21 protein-coding genes are annotated in these 22,633 nt (G+C 33.5%); 17 read left to right on the top strand and 4 right to left on the bottom strand.

Annotation, left to right across the window (positions count from 1 at the left end; all coding sequences use genetic code 11):
- Positions 1-27 precede the first annotated feature (27 nt).
- From QGM60_RS10375 to QGM60_RS10360, 4 genes are all read left to right on the top strand, one after another.
- On the top strand, positions 28-1,554 hold the full coding sequence (locus QGM60_RS10375; protein ID WP_281140171.1) for a hypothetical protein: 1,527 nt from the start codon (positions 28-30) through the stop codon (positions 1,552-1,554).
- A gap of 15 nt (positions 1,555-1,569) precedes the next feature.
- On the top strand, positions 1,570-2,172 hold the full coding sequence (locus QGM60_RS10370) for a DUF6705 family protein (RefSeq protein ID WP_281140170.1): 603 nt from the start codon (positions 1,570-1,572) through the stop codon (positions 2,170-2,172).
- A 58-nt stretch (positions 2,173-2,230) separates the two neighbouring features.
- Complete coding sequence (locus tag QGM60_RS10365; protein WP_281140169.1) at positions 2,231-2,839, top strand: DUF6705 family protein; 609 nt, start codon at positions 2,231-2,233, stop codon at positions 2,837-2,839.
- A gap of 82 nt (positions 2,840-2,921) precedes the next feature.
- The gene (locus QGM60_RS10360; protein ID WP_281140168.1) at positions 2,922-4,538 is read left to right on the top strand and encodes an amidohydrolase; all 1,617 of its coding nucleotides are present in this window, start codon (positions 2,922-2,924) and stop codon (positions 4,536-4,538) included.
- A gap of 16 nt (positions 4,539-4,554) precedes the next feature.
- Here QGM60_RS10360 and QGM60_RS10355 read toward each other — a convergent pair whose 3' ends face one another.
- Positions 4,555-5,256, bottom strand: a complete 702-nt coding sequence (locus QGM60_RS10355) for a methyltransferase domain-containing protein (protein ID WP_281140167.1) — start codon at positions 5,254-5,256, stop codon at positions 4,555-4,557.
- A gap of 54 nt (positions 5,257-5,310) precedes the next feature.
- On the opposite strand from QGM60_RS10355, the gene QGM60_RS10350 reads away from it, so the two are divergent.
- From QGM60_RS10350 to QGM60_RS10330, 5 genes are all read left to right on the top strand, one after another.
- Positions 5,311-5,805 carry a YkgJ family cysteine cluster protein gene (locus QGM60_RS10350; RefSeq protein ID WP_281140166.1) on the top strand — a complete coding sequence of 165 codons (495 nt, stop codon included), beginning with the start codon at positions 5,311-5,313 and terminating at the stop codon, positions 5,803-5,805.
- A gap of 54 nt (positions 5,806-5,859) precedes the next feature.
- Positions 5,860-6,756 (top strand): hypothetical protein, encoded by an 897-nt coding sequence (locus QGM60_RS10345; protein ID WP_281140165.1) that lies wholly within the window; start codon positions 5,860-5,862, stop codon positions 6,754-6,756.
- Between the two features lie 3 nt (positions 6,757-6,759).
- Positions 6,760-7,602: a sterol desaturase family protein gene (locus QGM60_RS10340; protein WP_281140164.1), complete on the top strand. Its 843-nt coding sequence runs from the start codon at positions 6,760-6,762 to the stop codon at positions 7,600-7,602.
- On the top strand, positions 7,565-8,461 hold the full coding sequence (locus QGM60_RS10335; RefSeq protein WP_281140163.1) for a glycerophosphodiester phosphodiesterase: 897 nt from the start codon (positions 7,565-7,567) through the stop codon (positions 8,459-8,461). The genes QGM60_RS10340 and QGM60_RS10335 overlap by 38 nt, the downstream gene beginning before the upstream one ends.
- A 215-nt stretch (positions 8,462-8,676) precedes the next feature.
- A complete protein-coding gene (locus tag QGM60_RS10330; protein WP_281140162.1) occupies positions 8,677-9,060 on the top strand; it encodes a hypothetical protein in 384 nt (127 codons plus the stop codon).
- On the opposite strand, the gene QGM60_RS10325 is transcribed toward QGM60_RS10330, so the two are convergent.
- The gene (locus QGM60_RS10325; RefSeq protein ID WP_281140161.1) at positions 9,057-10,334 is read right to left on the bottom strand and encodes a DUF1343 domain-containing protein; all 1,278 of its coding nucleotides are present in this window, start codon (positions 10,332-10,334) and stop codon (positions 9,057-9,059) included. The two genes, QGM60_RS10330 and QGM60_RS10325, sit on opposite strands and share 4 nt — an antisense overlap.
- 8 nt (positions 10,335-10,342) lie before the next feature.
- Between QGM60_RS10325 and QGM60_RS10320 the strand changes: the two genes are divergently transcribed.
- Positions 10,343-11,578 carry an FtsX-like permease family protein gene (locus tag QGM60_RS10320; RefSeq protein WP_281140160.1) on the top strand — a complete coding sequence of 412 codons (1,236 nt, stop codon included), beginning with the start codon at positions 10,343-10,345 and terminating at the stop codon, positions 11,576-11,578.
- Between the two features lie 349 nt (positions 11,579-11,927).
- Positions 11,928-12,908, top strand: a complete 981-nt coding sequence (locus tag QGM60_RS10315; protein ID WP_281140159.1) for a cysteine synthase family protein — start codon at positions 11,928-11,930, stop codon at positions 12,906-12,908.
- Positions 12,909-12,979: 71 nt separating this feature from the next.
- Here QGM60_RS10315 and QGM60_RS10310 read toward each other — a convergent pair whose 3' ends face one another.
- Positions 12,980-14,914 (bottom strand): hypothetical protein, encoded by a 1,935-nt coding sequence (locus QGM60_RS10310; RefSeq protein ID WP_281140158.1) that lies wholly within the window; start codon positions 14,912-14,914, stop codon positions 12,980-12,982.
- A gap of 23 nt (positions 14,915-14,937) precedes the next feature.
- The gene (locus tag QGM60_RS10305; protein WP_281140157.1) at positions 14,938-16,080 is read right to left on the bottom strand and encodes an endonuclease/exonuclease/phosphatase family protein; all 1,143 of its coding nucleotides are present in this window, start codon (positions 16,078-16,080) and stop codon (positions 14,938-14,940) included.
- 132 nt (positions 16,081-16,212) lie between these two features.
- On the opposite strand from QGM60_RS10305, the gene QGM60_RS10300 reads away from it, so the two are divergent.
- The 6 genes from QGM60_RS10300 (at position 16,213) to QGM60_RS10275 (ending at position 22,600) form a co-directional block, all read left to right on the top strand.
- Positions 16,213-17,487: a DUF2851 family protein gene (locus tag QGM60_RS10300; RefSeq protein ID WP_281140156.1), complete on the top strand. Its 1,275-nt coding sequence runs from the start codon at positions 16,213-16,215 to the stop codon at positions 17,485-17,487.
- Between the two features lie 13 nt (positions 17,488-17,500).
- Complete coding sequence (locus QGM60_RS10295; protein ID WP_281140155.1) at positions 17,501-17,728, top strand: PspC domain-containing protein; 228 nt, start codon at positions 17,501-17,503, stop codon at positions 17,726-17,728.
- 1 nt (position 17,729) lies between these two features.
- The gene (locus QGM60_RS10290; protein ID WP_281140154.1) at positions 17,730-18,758 is read left to right on the top strand and encodes a potassium channel protein; all 1,029 of its coding nucleotides are present in this window, start codon (positions 17,730-17,732) and stop codon (positions 18,756-18,758) included.
- 90 nt (positions 18,759-18,848) lie between these two features.
- Positions 18,849-20,528 carry an alanine/glycine:cation symporter family protein gene (locus QGM60_RS10285; RefSeq protein WP_281140153.1) on the top strand — a complete coding sequence of 560 codons (1,680 nt, stop codon included), beginning with the start codon at positions 18,849-18,851 and terminating at the stop codon, positions 20,526-20,528.
- A 7-nt stretch (positions 20,529-20,535) separates the two neighbouring features.
- On the top strand, positions 20,536-21,420 hold the full coding sequence (locus QGM60_RS10280) for a helix-hairpin-helix domain-containing protein (RefSeq protein ID WP_281140152.1): 885 nt from the start codon (positions 20,536-20,538) through the stop codon (positions 21,418-21,420).
- Positions 21,421-21,433: 13 nt separating this feature from the next.
- On the top strand, positions 21,434-22,600 hold the full coding sequence (locus QGM60_RS10275) for an acyl-CoA dehydrogenase family protein (RefSeq protein ID WP_281140151.1): 1,167 nt from the start codon (positions 21,434-21,436) through the stop codon (positions 22,598-22,600).
- Positions 22,601-22,633: the final 33 nt, after the last annotated feature.

Here is a 22,633-nt window from a genome sequence, read left to right as displayed (position 1 = left end):
AAAATTCATACAAACTTTAAAATGATTTTGAAAAAAAAATTCATTAAAAATTACGTAATCAATCTATGCTTATTTTTTGTTCTTTTTTCTTGCCAAGAGGAATCGATAGATAAGTATAAAGACGTTGTACAGGGAAGGGTATTGCAACGTATTTCATTAACTGATCTTAATTCTAAAATAGGTAGAAGTAAGGACTACTCTAAATTAAGTAAATTATTTGATGTTAATAGAACGTTAAATGATTTACAAAAAAATGATACTTCAAGTGTACCATATTTGGTAACAGACGAGATTATAATGATAGCAACTAATGATATGCTATATTTTACTTTTGTAATTGAAAATGTTACAGAATCAAATGGATATTACAATTTGGTGGTAGCTGTAAATACATCAAATACTATAGAATCTACTAGGGTATTAGAATATATTCCTTCTGATTATTGGTTGCAAAATACCTCACAGCCTTTTGAAGGAGAGGTTGTTATTGGTAATAATGATATCTTTTCATCGAGTGATATTGCTACACTTTTTATGGCAAAAACTACAGGGTATTGTGTGTCTGATGTAGTTGCAGATTGGGAATGTACAAGTGAGGTAGAAGTACCTAACCCACCAGGTGTTGAGTGCGAAACTTGGGACTATTTTGTTACTGTATATTGGGAACCTTGTTCAACATACATAGATCAAGGAAATTCAGGTGGTGGAGGATCTAATGGTGGAAGTTTCTTTATTGGAGGTAGTAATGGGGGTACAGGTAATTCCTCAAGTAATGGAAATACAAATACTGATAATGATATTGTAACATCACCATTTATACAGACACAACTCGATAAGTTAACATCTCAAACCAAAGACACAAAAGTAAAAGCTAGGATTGTGCAGATGCAAGGAGATTTAGATACTGCTAATAAAGAGCAAGGTAGTGAGTTTAGAAGAATTGAAGGTGGTATAGTGGCCATAGGCGAAAGTAGGTACACAGAACATCCAGTGCCAGAAGCCGATCTAGCTTTTGGAGAAACTGTTTTTCCTGATGCGGTTGCTAATACTGAAGTAAGGGTGCATTTGCACCATAATAATTCCCGAACCAATGATAATGGGGAAGAAGAATTTTTAGCACCCGTATTTAGTTTGGATGATGTAACCTCTATGGCAAACTTTTATAAAGATAAGCAGAATGCAGATTCTGGTTTACTCAATGCCGATGCTGAAGATTTTAATATCTCCTCTATACTGGTTTCAGAGAGAGGGTTATACGCTATGCGTGTTGTGGATGTAGACAAAGCAGAGGCTTTTTATCAAAAGATTGTTTTTGGACCATTGGTTGATGGTAAAACATATAGAGAACGGTTACAGGATAGATACAAAAAAGAAGTAATAGGTAGGGTCAAAAAATATTGTGAGCAAAATAGCTGCGACGACGCTTTAAGAGAATTGGCTTTTGAGGTCTATTTTGCTAGATTTTTTGCAAGTTTAGATACGGGCTTTGCGCTCTTCCATTCTTTAGAGACGGACGGAAATGGCAATTTTATATGGGATTTTTTAACTAATTAAAATTTTTAAAGAAATATGAAAACGATTATAAATATACAGATGCTTTTTTTTAGCCTTTTTTTAACGGCACAAGAGACTGTTATACCTTTGGAAAATGATTGGCACATGGACAACCCTGTAGATAACGTGTATTATAAAGACGTTAATAATATATTGGACAAGTATATAGGGGACTGGGTCATTGACGATGGCACCCATTATCTAAAGTTACAGATAGAAAAACAGGAGCATATATTAATAGGAGGAGGTTCTTTTAAATACACCAATTATGAGGACAGGTTGATTGTAAAATTTGTGTACAAGCTAAATGGGGTAGAACAGTATAATACTTTAAGCGGTACACGCTTGTTTATATCAGGGTCATCAATAAATTCTAATAATATTGTAAATTTACAATATAGGGAGCCTTCCCTTATAAATTGCTTTAGGACTATAGATGGTAGTTTGTCCTTAGAGTTTATACCAGATGGTACGTTAACACCTATAGGTGAGGCTCCAAGTGGTATGTTACATTGGAATAGAACTAAAGATGTATTTGGCCACAGGCCTATAGATGGGAGTTGTGAGGATACTTCGGATTTTATTATTCCTTATGATTTAACATTGGAAAGAGAATAGAGTGTAAAGTTGATATTACACAGAACTAGTCTAAGAGTTGTTAAATTTTTAAAGAAACATGAAAACGATTATAAGTATACAGATGCTTTTTCTAAGCCTTTTTTTAACGGCACAAGAGACTGTTATTCCTTTGGAGAATTTTTGGCATATGGATAATCCTATAGATAACGTGTATTATAAAGACGTTAATAATATATTGGACAAGTATATAGGGGACTGGGTCATTGACGATGGCACCCATTATTTAAAGCTACAAATAGAAAAACAAGAACATATATTAATAGGGGGAGGTTCTTTTAAATACACCAATTATGAGGACAGGTTGATTGTAAAATTTGTGTACAAGCTAAATGGGGTAGAACAGTATAATACGTTAAATGGTGAACGTTTGTTTATTGTAGGGTCATTAATTAGTTCCGCTAATTCGAATATAGTTAAGTTTCACTATACGGAGCCTTCTCTTATAGATTGCTTCAGGACCATAGATGGCCGCTTGTCCTTAGAATTTATAACAGATGGTACATTAACACCGATAGGTGAGGCTCCAAGCGGGACGCTGAATTGGAAGAGGAAAAAAAATGCATTTGGCCACAGGCCTATAGATGGGAGTTGTGAGGATACTTCGGATTTTATTATTCCTCATGATTTAACATTGGAGCGGGAATAGAATTTGACACATGCGTATGTTTTACAAGCGTTCCCATTCGGAGCGCTTTTCTTATTTTTACAAAGCTTTTAAAAAATCAACTATGAGAAAATCACTTTTCCTATTAATCTTAATGACCGTCTTTTCTTGTCAAGATGAAAAAGAAATGGCAGATTTAATTGTTACCAATGCTAATATTTATACGGTAGATGCTAACTTTTCTAAAGCAGAAGCTTTTGCGGTTAAGGACGGTAAAATTATAGCTATTGGAAGTAGTTCTGATATTGAAGATAAATACCAAGGTAAAGAACAAATAAATGCCGAAGGAAAAACAATTTTACCAGGACTTATAGATGCGCACTGTCATTTTTTAGGTTTAGGATATAATCAACAAACTGTAGATTTATTCGGAACCACAAGTTTTGATGACATGATAAAACGTGTTTTGGATTTTCAGAATGAATACAATAAAGATTACATTTTAGGACGTGGTTGGGATCAGAATGATTGGGAGGATAAATTTTTTCCCAATAAAAATCTTTTAGATAAACTTTATCCTAATACACCAATTGCATTAACGCGTATAGATGGTCATGCTATTTTATGCAATCAAGCAGCGTTAGATTTAGGAAATGTAACGGTTAATACAAAGGTTGACGGAGGAGAAGTGGTTGTTGAAAATGGTCAACTCACAGGAGTTTTAATTGATAATGCTGAAAATTTAGTAATGGATCACTGGCCAAAACCAAGCAGAGCAGAAACTGTAGAAGCACTTTTAGCTGCTCAAAAAATCTGTTTTGATTATGGATTAACTACAGTTGACGATGCTGGTTTAAGTAAAGAATCCATCGAAATTGTAGATAGTTTGCAAAAAGCAGGAAAGTTGAAAATGCGCATGTATGCTATGGTATCCTATTCTGATAATAATTTGGATTACTATTTGAATAAAGGGATTATAAAAACCGATCGGTTAAATGTAAGGTCATTTAAGTTTTATGGTGATGGTGCTTTGGGTTCTAGAGGAGCAATGCTAAAAGAACCTTACAGTGATAAACCAGGACATTATGGATTGTTAGTAACCGATTTAGAAACACTTGAAAAATCAGCTGAACGCATTGCAAAATCAGATTACCAAATGAATACACACGCTATTGGTGATTCTACAAATCATGCTGTTTTAAACATTTATAATAACGTTTTAAAAGGTAAAAAAGATAGACGTTGGCGAGTAGAACATGCTCAAATTGTATCCCAAGAAGACTTTGATTTGTACGAAAACATTTTGCCGTCCATACAGCCAACACATGCTACAAGCGATATGTATTGGGCAGAAGATAGAGTTGGAGAAGAGCGCATCAAAGGTGCTTATGCTTACAAACAACTTTTAGAAGCTTATGGAAAAGTAGCTTTGGGTACAGATTTTCCAGTGGAGCGTGTTAGTCCATTTTTAACGTTCTATGCAGCGGTTGCGAGGCAAGATGTAGAGCAATATCCTGAAGGTGGTTTTCAAATGGAAAATGCTTTAACAAGAGAAGAAGCATTAAAAGGCATGACTATTTGGGCGGCATATTCAAACTTTGAAGAGCATGAAAAAGGAAGTATAGAGGTCGGGAAGTTTGCTGATTTTGTTATCTTGAACCAAGATATTATGACAATTGATAATAAAGACACACCTAATACAAAAGTTTTAAAAACAATTGTGGGTGGAGAAGTACAATAAGGGTTTTGTTCAAATATTATTGGGTGAGCTTAGCTAAATAGTCAAAATGTTCCCCATCCATAATCTTTTCACATTGTAAGCCTACAGATTGGCAGGCAGTTTTTAGTGTGTCAAAATCAAGGTAGAGCCATTTCATAGGTGCTTCTTGTTCTCCTTTATAGCTAAGAAAATAATCGAGTTCCCCTGGATAATGACTATTTATATCAATCCATAAGCCGCCATCGTCATCTTCATACATGTATGAAATATCCGAAGAATCTATCAGGATTTGACCATTAGTGTTAAGTAATGATTTAAGATGTTTCAAATATTTAGAAACTTGGATGATCTCTTGAAAAATCCCAGTACCGTTCATCAATAATAAAATAGTATCAAAAGTTTCGGTTTCGTCTAATAACGCTTTTAATTCAGCTTTTGAAACACCACGTTTTGTGCAGACTTCAATAGCACCTTTTGAACTGTCTATTGCTTTTATATTAAAGCCCTTGTCTTGCAACCATAAACTGTGAGATCCTGCACCGCAACCTACATCCAGAATTTTTCCTTTCGCAAGTTGTAAGGCTTTCTGTTCCAATTTTGGCATTTCGGCATAACTTCTAAATAAGTATGGAATAGGTAATTCATCTTCATCAGAGATGTTGGTCCAGGTAATAATGTCTTCAGAATAGTTGTTATCCTGATAATCTAAAAGGGCTTTTCCAAAAATATCCTTATTCATAGTTTTTCTCATACTGAACTTGATTCAGCATCTCATTCTGTTTATCTTTACATTATGCAAGACCAAATCAATAATCTTCCAGAGCTCGCCAAAGATAAGCATAAGGAAAATAAAACCTTTTTTACCAAGTTAAGAAAGAAGCCACCAAAACAATTGGATTATATCATGCAAGAATTGCATGAAGAAGAATTTGAACGTACAGATTGTTTGGAATGTGCTAATTGTTGCAAAACTACAGGACCTTTGTTTACAGATAAGGATATTCAACGTATTGCTAAATTCTTTAAGATGAAAGAACAGCAATTTATTGAGCAATATTTGCGCATAGATGAAGAGAATGATTATGTATTGCAGTCTGTGCCTTGTACATTTTTAGGTGCTGATAATTATTGCTCTATTTACGACGTTAGACCAAAGGCTTGCAGGGAATTTCCTCATACGGACAGAAAGAAGTTTCAGCAGATTTCAAATTTAACCCTAAAAAATGTGGCTATTTGTCCAGCAGCTTTTAATATCGTTGAAGAAATGAAAAAACGCATTCAATTGTAATATTCGGAATAATTTTTGATACTCAATACTGAAAATCAATAAACAACATTATTTATGAAGCAACTTTTTACCTCAATCGTTTTCCTATTGTTTTTTGGAAATATAACCCTTGCTCAACAATGGATGACTAATCTAGAGATTGCTCAAGACTTAGCTTTGATACAGAATAAAATGGTGTTGATGGTTTGGGAAGAAACAACACATTATCAGTACCCTGTTTTGGTTAAGGATGATTCGGGTAGAACTTTGTTGATTGAAAATTTATTCGAAGACGAAACGGTGAGTCCACTCATTTGGGAAAATTTTGTGCCTGTTATAGTAAACGAAAACAGATATGCGGATTTATATGAAAAAATAAAAGGGAAAAGAAAGCAAAGTTATATTGATAAGTTCAATGATGACTCCATTAAAATTATGGATGTTAATGGTAATATTCTCAATGTAGATGGTTACACCGAAAGTTATACAAATATTACAGAAATAATAAGTGAATATGCAGTAAATACAGAGTTTATAGCTTCTGAATTGGCAGATTATAGAAAAGAAAAAACGTTTTATTCGGCATTTTATTTAGCATCAAAATATTTGGACTTTTCATTGTATGCAAAGCCATCGTTACGACCAAAACTTATCGATTTATCCAATATCTATTTGGAAGATGCTAAACGCCTAGTGGAAAACAATAGCGAAGATAAAACTGTTTTGATGCAACGTGCAGAGTTATTAGAAACAGTACAATACCTCATAGACAAAAGACCCAAAAAAGTACTGCGAATGCTAAAACGAATGGATGCAGATACTATTGATAACGTTAATCAGAATTATGTAGCTTATTTGTATTACACAGCGTATATGTCTTCGGGTGATATTGAAGAAGCTGCGGTGTGGAAATCTAAAATTTCTTCAGTAAATTTGAAGAAAGCACAGATGATTATTAATCTAAACACTTAAGTTTTGGAACGTATAATTAATTATTTTGAAACCATTCCAACATTGCATAGAAGTTTACTTTTAGTAGGAGGTATTACTTTATTTTGGTTGTTAGAAGGTGGTTTACCCTTATTCAAATTCAAATACAAAAAATGGCAACATGCCATCCCTAATTTCTTTTTTACGTTAACGACAATAGTTGTCAATTTTGGATTGGCCTTTTTGCTTTTAGGTACTGCGGATTGGGTAAAAGCCAATGATTTCGGAATTATAAATTGGTTGCCAGAAATGCCTTTGTGGCTATATGCTATACTCGGAGTTTTGTTACTCGATTTTTTTGGAGCCTATTTAGCACATTACGTAGAGCATAAAGTAAAACCACTTTGGATGGTGCATTTGGTGCATCACACCGATCATAATGTAGATACAACTACAGGCAATAGACATCATCCTTTAGAAAGTGTGGTGCGTTTTACTTTTACCTTATTAGGTGTTTTTGTGGTTGGGACTCCAATTGCTTTGGTGTTTTTGTATCAATCACTTTCGGTAGTGTTTACGCAGCTTACGCATGCTAATATTAAATTGCCAAAACGTGTAGATAAAATTTTGAGCTATGTCATAGTATCTCCAGATATGCATAAGATTCATCATCATTATAGGTTGCCTTACACAGATTCTAACTATGGAAACATATTTAGTATTTGGGATCGTATTTTAGGAACTTATATGTATATGGAACGTGAAAACTTAGTGTATGGTGTAGATGTTTTTCCGGATGAAGAAAAAAATGGAAAAATTATGGAGTTATTAAAGCAACCTTTTCAGAAGTATGACAAACCAACGCTTACTGCTGATGTTGAAGAATAGTTTTGTAATCATATTGTTTGCTATTTTGCTTATGAGCTGTAGTTCTAAAAAACAAATCGACATACAAGGTCACAGAGGCTGTAGAGGTCTGCTTCCCGAGAATTCATTACCAGCTTTTGAAAAAGCAATTGACTTAGGAGTGCATACGCTTGAGTTGGATATAGCCATAACCAAAGACAACGAAGTTGTGGTGTCTCACGAACCTTTTATAAGTCGTTATATATGTTTTAATCCTAAGGGTGAAGAAATTCCAGATTCCATGGATATGAAACATAATCTATATAAAATGACGCACCAAGACATCAAGCAGTTTGATTGTGGTTCTAAGTTTCATCCAGATTATCCAAACCAAGAAAAATTAAAGACCTATAAACCACTATTAGCAGAAGTTTTTGAACTTGTAAAATCAAAAAGTTCTGATGTTAAGTTTAATATTGAAATAAAATCTAAGCCAAAGTATTACAGTATCTACACGCCAGAACCCGAAACTTATGTAAAATTGGTTTTAGATGCAATTGAAAAGCATAACATGTTCAATCGTGTTAATCTACAATCTTTTGATTTAGCTATTCTTGAAGAGGTAAAAAAGCAATCTCCAAAAATGAAAGTAGCTTTATTGGTTGATGATAACGAGACTATCAGTACAAAACTGAATAAGCTGTCCTACAAACCAGAAATCATAAGTCCTTACTTCAAGTTATTAACAGAAAAGGAAGTTGTTGATTATCAGGATCAAAACTTTCAAATTATTCCTTGGACGGTAAATGATACTGTCGATATGCAGCAAATGATAGACTGGCAGGTCGATGGCATTATAACCGATTATCCAGATCAGCTTATTAAATTACTTCAACAATAAGGTTGTTAACAAAGTTATTAACAAAAAGTGTTCTTCTTCGGATTTTTATGTAGTTCGTGGATGTTTTGTTGTAATTTAAGACAAACTAACTATGTTTAAAACGGATTGATTAATTTACTGTTGCACTAAGACATTAAAATAAATGTTTCATCTAATCGTGTGCCGTGTTTAAAAATTTAGTCCGTATCTGTCTCGTTGTTATCCTCATCTTTTTATTGAGTTTTACTTTAAATGCGCAAGAGCATTATGCCAAGCTTGAAAAAAATAGAAATGTTCAAGCACAAGGATTGGTTCATGAACTCAATAGTACCAAGGATACCTTAATTCTCAGAGGTGATAGAAAAATCAATTATCTCTATTCCATAAATAAAGAATACGGACGTGAACTGGATTTCACTATTAATGATACTATTTACAAACTTCCGCTAAATAAACTGACTAAAGGAAAACACGTTATGGTTGCTGTGCAATCACCGATGCGTATTGTTTTTGTGGTTAAGATTTTAAAGGAAATTCCTAAAGAGCAACCAGAAACACTTATTGCTGAAAAGATTGTGGCTGTTGAGCCTGCAAAAACTTTAGTTTCAGGAAGTAATTAATTGTATATCAAATACTTCTTACGAATCGTTTTGTAAGCTTCTATATCTTTTTTCCAAGTAGCTCTTATTTCAGTTTCGCTAAGTCCAGCTTCAATTTGCTGTTGCAATTTTGCTGTTCCTGCGTGTGTTGTGAAATTGTTAGTATTGAAAACTTTCGATTTGTTTGTAGCATGCTTGTAAGCATCTATCACATATTGTAAAGTGAATTGACGTTCAGCTTTAATATTTGATAAATCCATTCCGTAACAAACCTTACCTTCATGCTTAGGATATTTGGAACCAAAATTTGGTTCTGGAGTATAGTTGAATGTATAATAAGACTTATCTAAAAATGGTGCACCATAACGCTGAAACTGAAACTCGGTACCACGACCAGCATTAATATTAGTACCTTCAAACAAACCTAAACTAGGATATAAAGTGATGGATTGGTCATTCGGTAAATTAGGAGAAGGACGAATCGGTAAGCTATATGAGCTGTTATGATTATAATTCAAATTTTCAATGACAGTAATATCACATGAAATACCGTTCTTTAACCAACCTTCGCCATTAATCATTTTTGCATATTCGCCAATGGTCATACCATGGACTAGTGGAACGTTGTGCATTCCTAAAAAACTACTGTGCTGTGCTTCCAAAACAGGACCATCAACATAATTGCCGTTCGGATTAGGGCGATCCAAAATGAGTAAAGTCACATTGTTTTCAGCACAAGCTTCCATTACATAATGCAATGTAGAAATGTATGTGTAAAACCGAACACCCACGTCTTGAATATCAAATACCACAATATCCAAATCTTTCAATTGTTCTTTCGAAGGTTTTTTGTGTTTGCCATGTAAAGAGAAAATAGGCAGACCAGTTTTTTTGTCCTTACCATCCGACACCAATTCGCCAGCATCTGCAGTACCTCTAAAACCATGTTCTGGTGAAAACACCTTTTTGATGTTGACGTTTAAAGCTAATAAAGAATCTACAATATGAGTATAAGATCTTGTGTCTTGTTTCTTGTCTCCTGCGTCTAAAAAAACAACACTCGTCTGGTTCGCCACAATACCAACACGTTTTCCTTTTAATAATGGTAAATAAGCATCAGTTCTATTAGCTCCAACAATAATGGTTTTATCATCTTGATCTTTGGTGTTTATTAAAGCCAAAGTATCTTTTGAAACTGTATTATTTTCGGATACATCTTTTTTTGTTTTAGAAGCACAAGAAAGCGCTACCACGACAAATAATAAAACTGTATTTTTGAAAACCATAAAACGCATATATCGGTTTGAATTTTGAGTTGTTTATAGCTAAACGTATAATTAGCAATAAAACGTATAAAAGTAGTGTTTCGGCACCAATTATTAAAATTGGTATTGCAGCTATTGCTATTGGTATCGTGGTAATGCTTATTGCTATTGCTACAGGATTTGGACTTCAAGAAAAGATTAGAGACAAAGTAGCCGCCTTTAATGGTCATATAGAAATCACTAATTACGATACTAATGCTTCGGACGAATCCCAAGTACCAATTTCTACAGATCAAGAATTTTATCCTGAATTTAAAAGTATAGAAGGTATTACACACATTCAAGCGACGGCTACAAAGTTTGGAGTTATTAGAACTGAAGAAGATTTTGAAGGAGTTGTTGTTAAAGGTGTTGGTGCAGATTATAATTGGAAATATTTTGAAGAGTTTTTGGTCGATGGCAGATTACCAGATTTTTCTGGAAAGCGTAACGAGGAAATTCTAATTTCAAATTATTTGGCCAAACGATTAGGTTTTAAGGTTGGAGATAAATTTCAAACTTTGTTCACTAATAATTTAGCGGAACTTCGACCAAGAATTATGGCTTTCACTATTGTTGGGATTTATAATTCAGGCTTTCAGGAATTGGATGAAAAATTCTGTATTGCAGATTTACGGCATATTCAACGTCTCAATAAATGGGAACCTGATCAAGTCGGAAGTTTCGAAGTCTTTATTGATGACTTTTCTGAAATTGATGAAAAAGCAGACGAAGTCTTTCGAGAAATTCCTTCGATGCTAAATGCAAGGCCAATTACCCAGAAATACTATATCGTTTTTGAATGGATAAAAATCTTTGATTCCAACACCAATATAATCATAGCGATTATGATTATTGTGGCTGGCATTAATATGATTACAACACTATTGGTATTAATCTTGGAGCGTACCCAAATGATTGGTGTTCTCAAGGCTTTAGGAAGTAATAATTGGTCCATTCGTAAAGTGTTTCTCTACAATGCCTCGTACCTTATTGGTTTGGGATTGCTTTGGGGAAATCTTATTGGTTTAGGTTTGTTGTTGGCACAGAAGTATTTTAAGCTCTTTCCGCTCAATCCAGATACCTATTATGTTAGTGAAGCACCAGTGTATTTAAATTGGGATTATGTGGTGTTGCTCAACGTTGGTACATTTATAGCCTGTCTTTTAATGTTGTTGGTTCCTTCAATTATTATTTCTAAGATTTCTCCGGTTAAGGCCATTCGATTTGATTAGAAAAGCCCCTTGATGTTTTTTAGGTCACTGCCTTTTGTTGGTTTACTTCCCCAAAAGGGGAAAATCTGAATTTGTTGAAGGATCAAATGTTTTAATTTTTTTCTCTAAGTTTTTGAAGTTAGTTTGTTGTATTGAATAACGTCTTCGACAGGCTCAGACTGACACATTTGAAATTTTCTGAATGACTAAAAATAGAGCACTACTGTCACACTGAGCCTGTTGAAGTTCAGGTTTTATATTTCGGTAGCTTAAGACTAAAGTAAGCCAAGAACCAAACACCAAATACTAAACACTATTTACTTTGTACTTACCACTTAATACGTAAATTTGCAGCGTAAAAAAAGAAACGATGGAATACGCAGAAAATATATTAGGCACAATAGGAAACACACCATTGGTGAAAATGAACAAACTTGTGGAAGAGTTACCATGTTTAGTGCTGGCAAAATACGAAACGTTTAACCCTGGGAATTCCGTAAAAGATCGTATGGCAGTTCAGATGATTGAAGACGCTGAGGCCGAAGGAAAATTAAAACCGGGAGGTACCATCATAGAAGGTACATCTGGAAATACAGGAATGGGCTTGGCACTTGCGGCTATTGTAAAAGGCTACAAGTGTGTTTTTGTAATGGCAGACAAGCAATCTAAAGAAAAAGTAGATATTCTTAAAGCTGTTGGAGCAGAGGTTGTGGTTTGTCCTACAGATGTAGAACCAGACGATCCACGTAGTTACTATTCGGTATCTAAGCGTTTGGGTGAAGAAACTCCAAATTCTTGGTACGTTAACCAATACGATAATCCAAGCAATACCAAAGGCCATTACAAAACTACAGGTCCTGAAATATGGAACCAAACCGATGGTAAAGTGACCCATTTTGTAGTTGGAGTTGGTACAGGAGGAACCATTTCTGGAGTAGGGAAGTATCTTAAAGAACAAAACCCTAATGTAAAAGTTTGGGGAGTGGATACTTACGGTTCGGTATTTAAGAAATACCATGAAACGGGTGAGTTTGATGAAAACGAAATCTACCCATACGTTACCGAAGGTATAGGTGAAGATATTTTACCAGAAAACGTCAACTTTGATATTATTGATGGTTTTACAAAAGTTACCGATAAAGATGCTGCGGTTTACACACAGCGTTTGGCCAAAGAAGAAGGTATGTTTTTAGGGAATTCTGCTGGTGCAGCCATAAAAGGTGTATTGCAGTTAAAAGAACATTTTAAACCAGAAGATGTGGTTGTGGTGTTATTTCACGATCATGGTAGTCGTTATGTGGGTAAAATGTTTAACGACGATTGGATGCGTGAAAAAGGGTATATAGACTAATACTTTTTACAATTAGCTTTAGAAGTGATATTGATATAAAATAAAAATCCTGAGTTTGGCTCAGGATTTTTTTATTTGAAATTTTTTAAAAGAATATATCCTCCTTTGCATTTTTTTGAGACATACTTAATTTGCGAGAACTTGCTTGGGAATAAGAGTCTTTTTTTTATTAAATCAAAGTCTTTTCTTATTGCTCTTTGATATCTTCTAGAGTCTTTTCCTTCAATCAAATAATATTCGAATTTTTGTTTGTTGAATAACATTAAGAGGCAATCAATATCAGTTACGGATTTTCTTTTTTCAGGATTCCCTGTTTTGTCAGCATTATTTGCGTCATATGCTATATCATCGATTTGAACTGGGAAAAGACAATAGTATATATTTAATCCTTGAGTTGGTATTTTAGATTCTGATTTTACAATTTCTTTCATTACTTTAAGATTGTTTAATATATCAGAATGATTTTCTTTAATTAAAGTTTTTTTAGACCACCAATCTAAAACATCATAAAAAGCCTTTTTACTTTTTAGGTGTCCAGTTTCGTGTCTGGCTGATTCACTTAATGCTGATATTGTTTTTTGATAATCATATGAAATATACACATCCTGCCTATATTCATGAGTAAATAATAATTTAAGAGAATAAAGAAAGAATTTGCGAACAACATGTCTATTTAATTCTGAATAAAAGAATTCTTCTAGCATGTTAAGTTCACCAATGAATTTATAGGCGCTTAAAAATTCATGAAATACATTTTTATAATTATTGAATAAATGGATAAGATCTTTTGATGCTAGTTTACTTTTATTTATGAAAAGATTTAAGAAAAAGAGTTTTTTCCGGTTGTCATGCATAAACCTTAAAAAAGCAATATTTTTTGAAGTATCTTTTTGTAAATTTAGGTTTAACAAATTTTCCTTTTTGTAAAGATCAAATGAAGCTTTCTCAAAGTCATAAGTAGCTAGTGCTCTTCCCAAAAAATGTATTTCATCTAGAGAAATATAAAATTGAAATCTCAAAAAACTGTCGATATTATTAAAAATTTGAGGTTCAAAGTCATGTTTAGAATCAATAATGGAGCATAAAAGGTTTTTAAGATTTAAACTTTTTTTTCCTTGAATTTGATAATATTTAGTAAATCTTTCAAGGCTAAGATTCTCATTTTTAGCAAGTGAAAAACTTCCATTTTCAGATATGTACAGTTTTTTTGTAAGTGCTGTTTCAGTTGAATCAAAAAAGGAATCAAAATCTTTGGTTTTAGATAGGAAAAGAGAATCGTAGTTATAAATATTCATTAGTATCTTGTGAATACTTATCTGAAAAGGAAAATCGCTGTTGAAAGAATCCATATAAAGAAACGAGAGACTTCTTATTTTTAATAAGATTTGCTTTAGTTTTCTAAACTTGGGTGAATCTTCAACCATAGTGTTATGCAGAAAAGTATATGTAATTCTATTTATTAAATCTTCATTGTAATTCTTTTTTATATAATTTAATGCAATGAGGTATTTTACTTTGTAGAAATCATAATTTAAAATTATTTTTTTGGTGAATTCATCCCACCTCTTGTCTTTTGAGATTTCACTCAAGAATTCATTTTGTCTTGATTTGCTTTTAAGGAGAAAAATCAGGAAACTTTTTTCTGTCGCTAAAGTACCATGTAAGTGTCCTATATTAGATAGAAGAATGCCACATTGCATGAATTCTAGCTTAGATATTTGGTCTAATTCTTTTATAGAATAGTTAAGTCCGGTATTAAAAATAGAATGTTTTAATTTTTGAAGAACTAAAAGTTGAAGACAAACATAATCCCATCTCTTATGGTTATTACCTGGGTGCGCCTTTGAAATGAACCCAAGATGATCCATTTTTTTTAAATTGTTGATTATTCCGTTTTCTTCTAAATTATCATAAAACTTTTTTGCTTCTCCAAAAAGACAAATATCTACACGTCCAATATTTGAAATTTCATGAGTGATTATTTTAATCTCAGTATTTTTTGTCATCAAAAATTTAAAATGTTTTTTATCTACTCACTCTTAATCTTTTCCAAATAGCTTAAACTAAAATTAATCTTTAGTTCTGTCCACATGGGCAAATGGTCACTAAGCTGAAATGTGCGCCATTCTTTTTTGTAGTAGTCTTTTTGTTGGTCTTCGTCAGCTATAATACTTTCAAACTTAGTAATACTTTTTTCAATCTTTTTACGGGATTCCGCATCGGTTTCAGCGGCAAGTTTGGCTTGTTGTTGGGTAAGTTTATCGTTGAGGTTTTTTAAAACCACAGCTTGGTAATCTTTAAACTGTCTTGTAGTAAATACTTTGCTGTAGCAATCGTAAGCTCCGGCACTGTTGTCTTGGTCACCATAAATGACTTCGCCTTTCTTTTCCATAAAGGCAATTTGGTCGTAATGCTTGGTTTTATACATATTAGACGGATGATCTTCAATGCCTTTTGGTATAACAAAACCATGCTTTTTTAGGGCTTGCATAGTTTCGTGCTCAGGACTAAAAATATTAAAATCGCCTAATAGAATAAGGTTTTCGTCATAGCGTTTCGCACGCTTTTTTATGTTCTTGGCAATGGTGTCTATTTCTTCAATACGCTGGTCTAGCTTTGCACCAGAATCGGCACCAAAATAAATATGAACCGTACAAAGCTTAAAATTAAACCAACCCGATTGAAAACCTACCAAAAATGGTGTACGCGCAAATTGCTTTTTACCATTAATAAGATTACTTGGCGTGAGAACAATTTCACCAGCTACTTTCTGAAACGATACACGGTTAGTGTCGTAGAGGTAAGCCATGCGCTCACCATTACCAGAATGACCTTCGGTAACGTCGGTCATAATATAATCCCACTGGTCTCCCATAACGTACATTAAGCGATTGAAAGCATAAAGATCTTCGTTGACTTCTTGTATAGCCACCAAATCGAAACTCGAGATGATTTCAGACATATAGAAAAATGCTTCTTTGGTCCGTGGACCATAACCATATTGGTTAGAATCAAAATCTCTAATATTCCATGTGGCAATAAGGACATTTTCGTTAAAAATCTTTTCAGGGACTTTTTCGTCCAAGTCTGCTTTAAGGCTTGTCAATCGCTTAATGACGCGTTGGCGATCTTCCAATTCTGGAAAATCGTTTTTTAGAGCAAAATAACGCATAAAATTAGGGTTATAAATCGCGTTTACAATTTAACACTTTTCACAGTGGTATACTATAAGTAACTTTACGTATTTTTAAGATTTATAGCATATTAGCATAAAAATTCTGTGTGGAATACCTATTTTAGTTTTATGCAAGAAGATTTTCTTCACTACATCTGGAAACATAAAGCGTTTGACACCTCGGAATTAAAAACATCGAAAAACGAGGTGGTTGAGATTCTGCAATTAGGACAACACAATCGTAATGCTGGTCCAGATTTTTTTAATGCACAACTTATAATTGATGGGCAACTTTGGGCTGGTAATGTGGAAATTCATATCAAAGCATCCGATTGGTATGTGCATCATCATGAAACAGACAAAGCTTACGATAATGTGATTTTGCATGTGGTTTGGGAAGACGATTCTGAAATTTTCAGAAAAGATAATACGGCAATTCCAACCTTAGAATTACGACGTTTTATTGATTTAGATTTGCTGAATAATTATCAAAAGCTGATAAAATCTAATACGTGGATAAATTGTGAAAGTAGTTTTTCTGAAGTTGATGATTTTTTGCTCAGTAATTGGTTAGAACGTTTGTATATTGAACGTTTAGAACGAAAATCTGATGATATATTCGATTTGCTAAAAACTTCAAATAATGATTGGGAAGCCGTTTTGTTTAAAATGCTGACCAAGAATTTTGGACTCAAAGTGAATGGTGAATCATTTTTTAGTTTATCTAATTCGTTTGATTTTACAATAGTTAGAAAACTTCAAAGTGAGGTGTCGGATTTGGAAGCGCTATTTTATGGTCAAGCCGATTTGTTATCTGAAGATGATGTGCAAGACATTTACTATCAAGATCTTCAAAAACGTTATCAGTTTTTAAAGCAAAAATTTAAGCTAAATAATCAAGGAGTATTACCGCTTCACTTTTTTAGGTTAAGACCACCGAATTTCCCAACGATTAGATTGTCGCAACTAGCAAATTTATACCATTCGCATAGCAGTTTGTTTTCGGAAGTTATATCAGTAAAGTCCATTGAAGATTTATATACCTTATTCAAAATAGAAACTTCAGACTTTTGGAAAACACATTATACGTTTACAAAATCATCAAAACAAACTAAAAAAGTATTGACTAAATCTTTCATTGATTTACTAATTATTAATACAGTTATTCCTATAAAATTCAGCTATGCAAAGTCACAAGGAAAATCTATTGACGATGATTTGTTTCAGCTTATCAAACAAATCAAAATTGAGAAAAATAGTATTGTATCAAAATTCTTAGATTTAAAACCTTTGGAAAAGCACGCTCTAAATTCCCAAGCTTTACTGCAATTAAAGCTCAATTATTGTGATAAAAATAAATGTTTGCAATGTGCTGTAGGCAATAGCTTGATTGTTAAAAAATAAGTAACTTGCGCCTATGAATTGGTTCTATAAACTCTTACTTTATTTTCAAAAACGCGGTTACTACGTATGTCAGCGTATTGCCGACCGTTTGGGTATTAGAGCCAAGGTGGTACGAACATCTTTTATGTACCTTACCTTTGTTACTGTTGGTTTTGGATTTGCGTTATATTTGTTTTTAGCGTTTTGGATGCGCATAAAGGATATTATTTATACCAAGCGTTCTTCGGTTTTCGATTTGTAATATGAACAACCCATTAATAAAACTCTTTAGATCTAAAATATATACAGCACTGACCATGTTGGTTATTTTGCTGTTCATTGGTATTTTGGGTTATAAATTTATTTCAGGATACACTTGGATAGACGCTGTTTATATGACAGTGATTACTATAACCACTGTAGGTTTTGCTGAAGTGAATCCGTTGGATATAGAATCTAAGATATTTACCATTTTCCTAATTTTAGCTAGTGTGGTTATTGTGGGTTATGCTATATCCATTATAACCGAATATATATTGAGCAGAAATAATTTTGAAGATATAAAACAACGTAAGATGCAAAAGAAGATTGATGCCATGTCTAACCACATTATTATTTGTGGTTATGGACGTAATGGAAAGCAGGCTGCTAAAAAATTGCTGGCGTATAAAAAGCCTTTTGTGATTATTGAGCGCGATAAGGAGATTATTGATAAATTTCAAGACGATAATATTTCGTTTATTTTCGGTAATGCCAATGAAGATGAAATTTTATACGCAGCAGGTATTGAGCGTGCATCTACGTTGATATGTGCGTTACCAAGTGATGCAGATAATTTATTTATTGTGCTTTCGGCAAGGCAAATAAATAAGCAAATGTCTATAATCAGTAGGGCATCTCAGGAAACATCTTATGAAAAATTGAAATTGGCTGGAGCCAATAATGTTATTCTTCCAGATAGAATAGGAGGAGATCACATGGCCTCTTTGGTAGTAGTACCAGATTTGGTAGAGTTTATTGATAACTTGGGTATTGTAGGAGAACGCAACATTAATATTGAAGAAATTAAGGTAGAGCAGCTGTACAATGCATCACAAGAAAAAACAATTAAGGATTTAGACTTACGACACAAAACAGGTTGTACTGTGATTGGCTTTAAGGATGATAAAGGAGAATATATTGTAAACCCTGAAGCAGAGACCAAGCTAATTCCAGGATCTAAAATTATTGTTTTAGGTCGTCCAGAGCAGATACAAAAGCTAAATTCTGAGTACAATATAGCACAAGACTAAAGCCCTTTTTAACGTCTCAGGCTTTAAAAACTCATTTTTTTTTAGCATCTTGTCGCCTTTTAACACAAAAACTAACTAATAACTACATTTATGAAGAAATATCTTCTAACAATTTTTGCAATCGTATTACCGCTTTTAAACTTTGCACAAGAGAATGCTGAAAAAGGTATTGATGAACGTGTAAATGACGCTTTTATGCCATTTGCTGTTTGGTGGGAAAATTTAATATTGACTTCTGTACCAATAGGAGATTTAAATGTTCCTATTGTTGTAATTCTATTGGTTTTAGGAGCTACTTTTTTTACGATTTATTTTAAATTTCCTAGTATAACGCGTTTCCCTACTGCGATTAATACGGTTAGAGGTAAGTATGTAGATATTGAAAAGCATGGTGTAGACAAGCTTTATGAAAATGATGAGCCATTAGCTGAAGAAGATATACAAGATACAATAAGAGATGAAAGTGCTGCTGGTGAAGTATCACACTTTCAGGCTTTAGCAACTGCAGTTTCTGGAACTGTAGGTTTAGGAAATATTGCAGGTGTTGCTGTTGCTATTGCAACTGGTGGACCAGGTGCAACATTTTGGATGATTGTATGTGGTCTACTAGGTATGGCTACAAAATTTGTAGAATGTACACTTGGTGTAAAATATAGAGATGTAGGGGAAGATGGGACAATCTTTGGTGGTCCTATGTATTACCTTTCTAAAGGTCTTAAAGCAACTGGAAAAGCAGGTTTAGGGAAAATTTTAGCAGGTTTATTTGCTGTATTATGTGTTGGAGCTTCTTTTGGTGGTGGTAACGCATTTCAATCTAACCAAGCTACAGTACAATTATCTTCTTTAATAGGCTTAGAAGGAGGAAGTTCAGGATTTATAATCGGAATTGTATTAGCTATACTTGTTGGAATTGTTATTATTGGAGGAATCAAGAGAATTGCTAAAATTACAGAAAAGGTAGTGCCATTTATGGCAGGTATATATGTGTTAGCAGCTTTAATTATAATCTTTGCTAACTTCAATTATATTGATGATGCTTTTGGTTTAATATTTAAAGGAGCCTTTACACCAATGGCAGGACTCGGAGGTTTTATGGGAGTGTTAATTGTAGGTTTTCAAAGAGCTGCATTTTCTAATGAAGCAGGAGCTGGTTCTGCTGCGATTGCTCACTCTGCTGTAAAAACAAAATATCCGGCATCAGAGGGTGTTGTAGCTTTACTAGAACCATTTATTGATACGGTTGTTATTTGTACAATGACAGCTTTAGTAATTATATTCTTCAACATCGATGGAGCTAACATGCAAAGTGTTTTTCAATATGGAGCAGTAGAAGGTAGTAATGTAATGATTTCAGAAACAGGCCAAATGATAGGTGGTGTAGATTTAACTTCTGAAGCTTTTGATTCAGTCATTCCTGGTTTTTCATATATACTAACTATAGCTATAGTATTGTTTGCATTTTCTACAATGATATCTTGGTCTTATTATGGGCTTCAATCATGGAAATATTTATTCGGAAGAGGAAAAACTGCCGATTTAGTATACAAAGTATTATTCTTATTATTTGTTGTTATTGGTGCCGCAGCAACATTAGATGCGGTTATTAAATTTTCTGATGCTATGATTTTAGCATTAGTATTCCCAAATATGATAGGTCTATTATTATTGTTCCCTAAAGTAAGGGAAGAAATGAAAAGATATATTGGTGCTATAACTAAGAAAGCAGAAGCTATAGAAGAAGGTCACGAAGACCTGTCTAAGCATATGTAAAAAGCTTATGAAATATTTAAAATCCCATTTCCAGTTTTCAAATCAACAACGGAATGGGATTTTTTTATTGGTAGCAATTATAGTTATTGCTCAATGTGTTTACTTTTTTGTGGATTTTTCTAGTGAGGATGATACTGTAGTTGATGAACAAGAGCTAGAACTATTCAGAAAAGAAATCGACTCGCTAAGAACGGTTGAATTAGAAAACGGTAAACCAAAAATCTATCCTTTCAATCCTAATTACATAACAGATTATAAAGGTTATACTCTAGGCATGACTAATGAAGAAATTGATAGACTTCATGCCTTTAGGGAAGAAAATCAATGGGTGAATTCCGCGAAACAGTTTCAGGAAGTTACTGGTGTTTCAGATTCATTGCTAGATCAAATATCTCCATATTTTAAGTTTCCAGAATGGGTAACAAATCCAAAACTTAAAAAACAATATACCAATACATATTCCGATTCAAAAACACCAAAAACCTTCGCTCAAAAAATAGATTTAAATCAAGCTACAGCGATTCAGCTTCAAAAGGTTTATGGAGTAGGCGAAAAGCTTTCAGAACGCATCATAAGATATAGGGAAAAGTTTAATGGAGGTTTTATCGCAGATGTTCAACTTTCTGAAGTTTGGGGTTTAACTCCAGAAGTTATAGAGCGTATTACAAATGACTTCACAGTAAAAACTCCAAGGCCAATAACTACGTATAATTTAAACAGTGCAACTAGAGACGAATTAGTTAAGATACAATACATAGATTACGAAATAGCAAATAATATAATTGAAGAAAGAACGCTCAGGGAAGGCTTTAAAACTTTAGATGAATTAACAAAAGTTGAGGATTTTCCGGTAAGTAAGATCGAGATAATTAAATTATATTTGCACCTATAATAAACAACAATACATGTCCAATTTATATTTTACAGAAGAACATAATTTATTCAGAGAAAGTCTTAGAGAATTTTTACAAAAAGAAGTCGTTCCGCATATCGAAAAGTGGGAAGAAACAGGTCATATAGAGCGTTTCATTTGGAAGAAGTTTGGTGATATGGGCTATTTCGGTTTGGCTTATCCTGAAAAATATGGTGGTTTAGATTTAGATTTATTTTACACTGTAATACTTCTTGAAGAATTACAACGAATTAATTCTGGTGGCTTTGCTGCGGCAATGTGGGCACATGCTTATTTGGCAATGACACACCTTAATAAAGAAGGAGATGAAGCAATAAAAGAAAAATACCTAGCCGATAGTATTTCTGGAGACCAAATAGGGTGTTTGTGTATTACTGAGCCTTTTGGTGGAAGTGATGTTGCAGGTATGCGAACTACTGCAGTTAAAAAAGGAGACTCATATATTATTAACGGCTCTAAAACCTTCATAACTAATGGTGTTTACAGTGACTATCTTGTAGTTGCAGCTAAAACAAACCCAGAATTAGGAAATAAAGGAATAAGCATTTTTGTAGTTGATAGAGATACTCCGGGTGTTTCTGCAACTAAACTCGATAAATTAGGTTGGCGAGCTTCAGATACAGGAGAGATCGCTTTTGATAATGTAGAAATACCAGCATCAAATTTAATGGGAAAAGAAAATCAAGGTTTTCCATACATTATGCAGCATTTCGCATTAGAGCGTTTAATTATGGCAATTAATGCTCATGCACGAGCAGAATTTGCTTTAGAATATGCTAAGCAATATATGTCTGAAAGAACAGCTTTTGGAAGAACAATTGATAAATTTCAGGCATTAAGACATACGTTTGCAGATTATACTACACAAATGGAAATTTGTAAGCAATTCAATTATTATGTCGCTAAACGTTTAGATATGGGTGACTATGTTGTTAAAGAAGCTACAATGTCTAAACTTCAGTCCACTAAAATGGCAGATGATGTTATCTATCAGTGTTTACAATTTTTAGGCGGTTATGGTTATATGGAAGAATATCCTATGGCAAGATTGGCTAGAGACAGTCGTTTAGGACCTATTGGTGGTGGCACCTCTGAAATCTTAAAGGAGATTATCGCCAAAATGGTAATTGATAATAAAGACTATAAACCAGCTACCTAAACATTAAGATTAGCGTTTTGGCGAAAATAGTTT

Origin of the sequence: Winogradskyella sp. SYSU M77433 (genome assembly GCF_029911945.1) — a bacterium.
In the GTDB taxonomy this organism is placed as follows: Bacteria; Bacteroidota; Bacteroidia; order Flavobacteriales; family Flavobacteriaceae; genus Winogradskyella.
The sequence above is the reverse complement of the archived record's forward strand: the minus strand, read 5'-3'. Positions and strand labels throughout refer to the sequence as shown.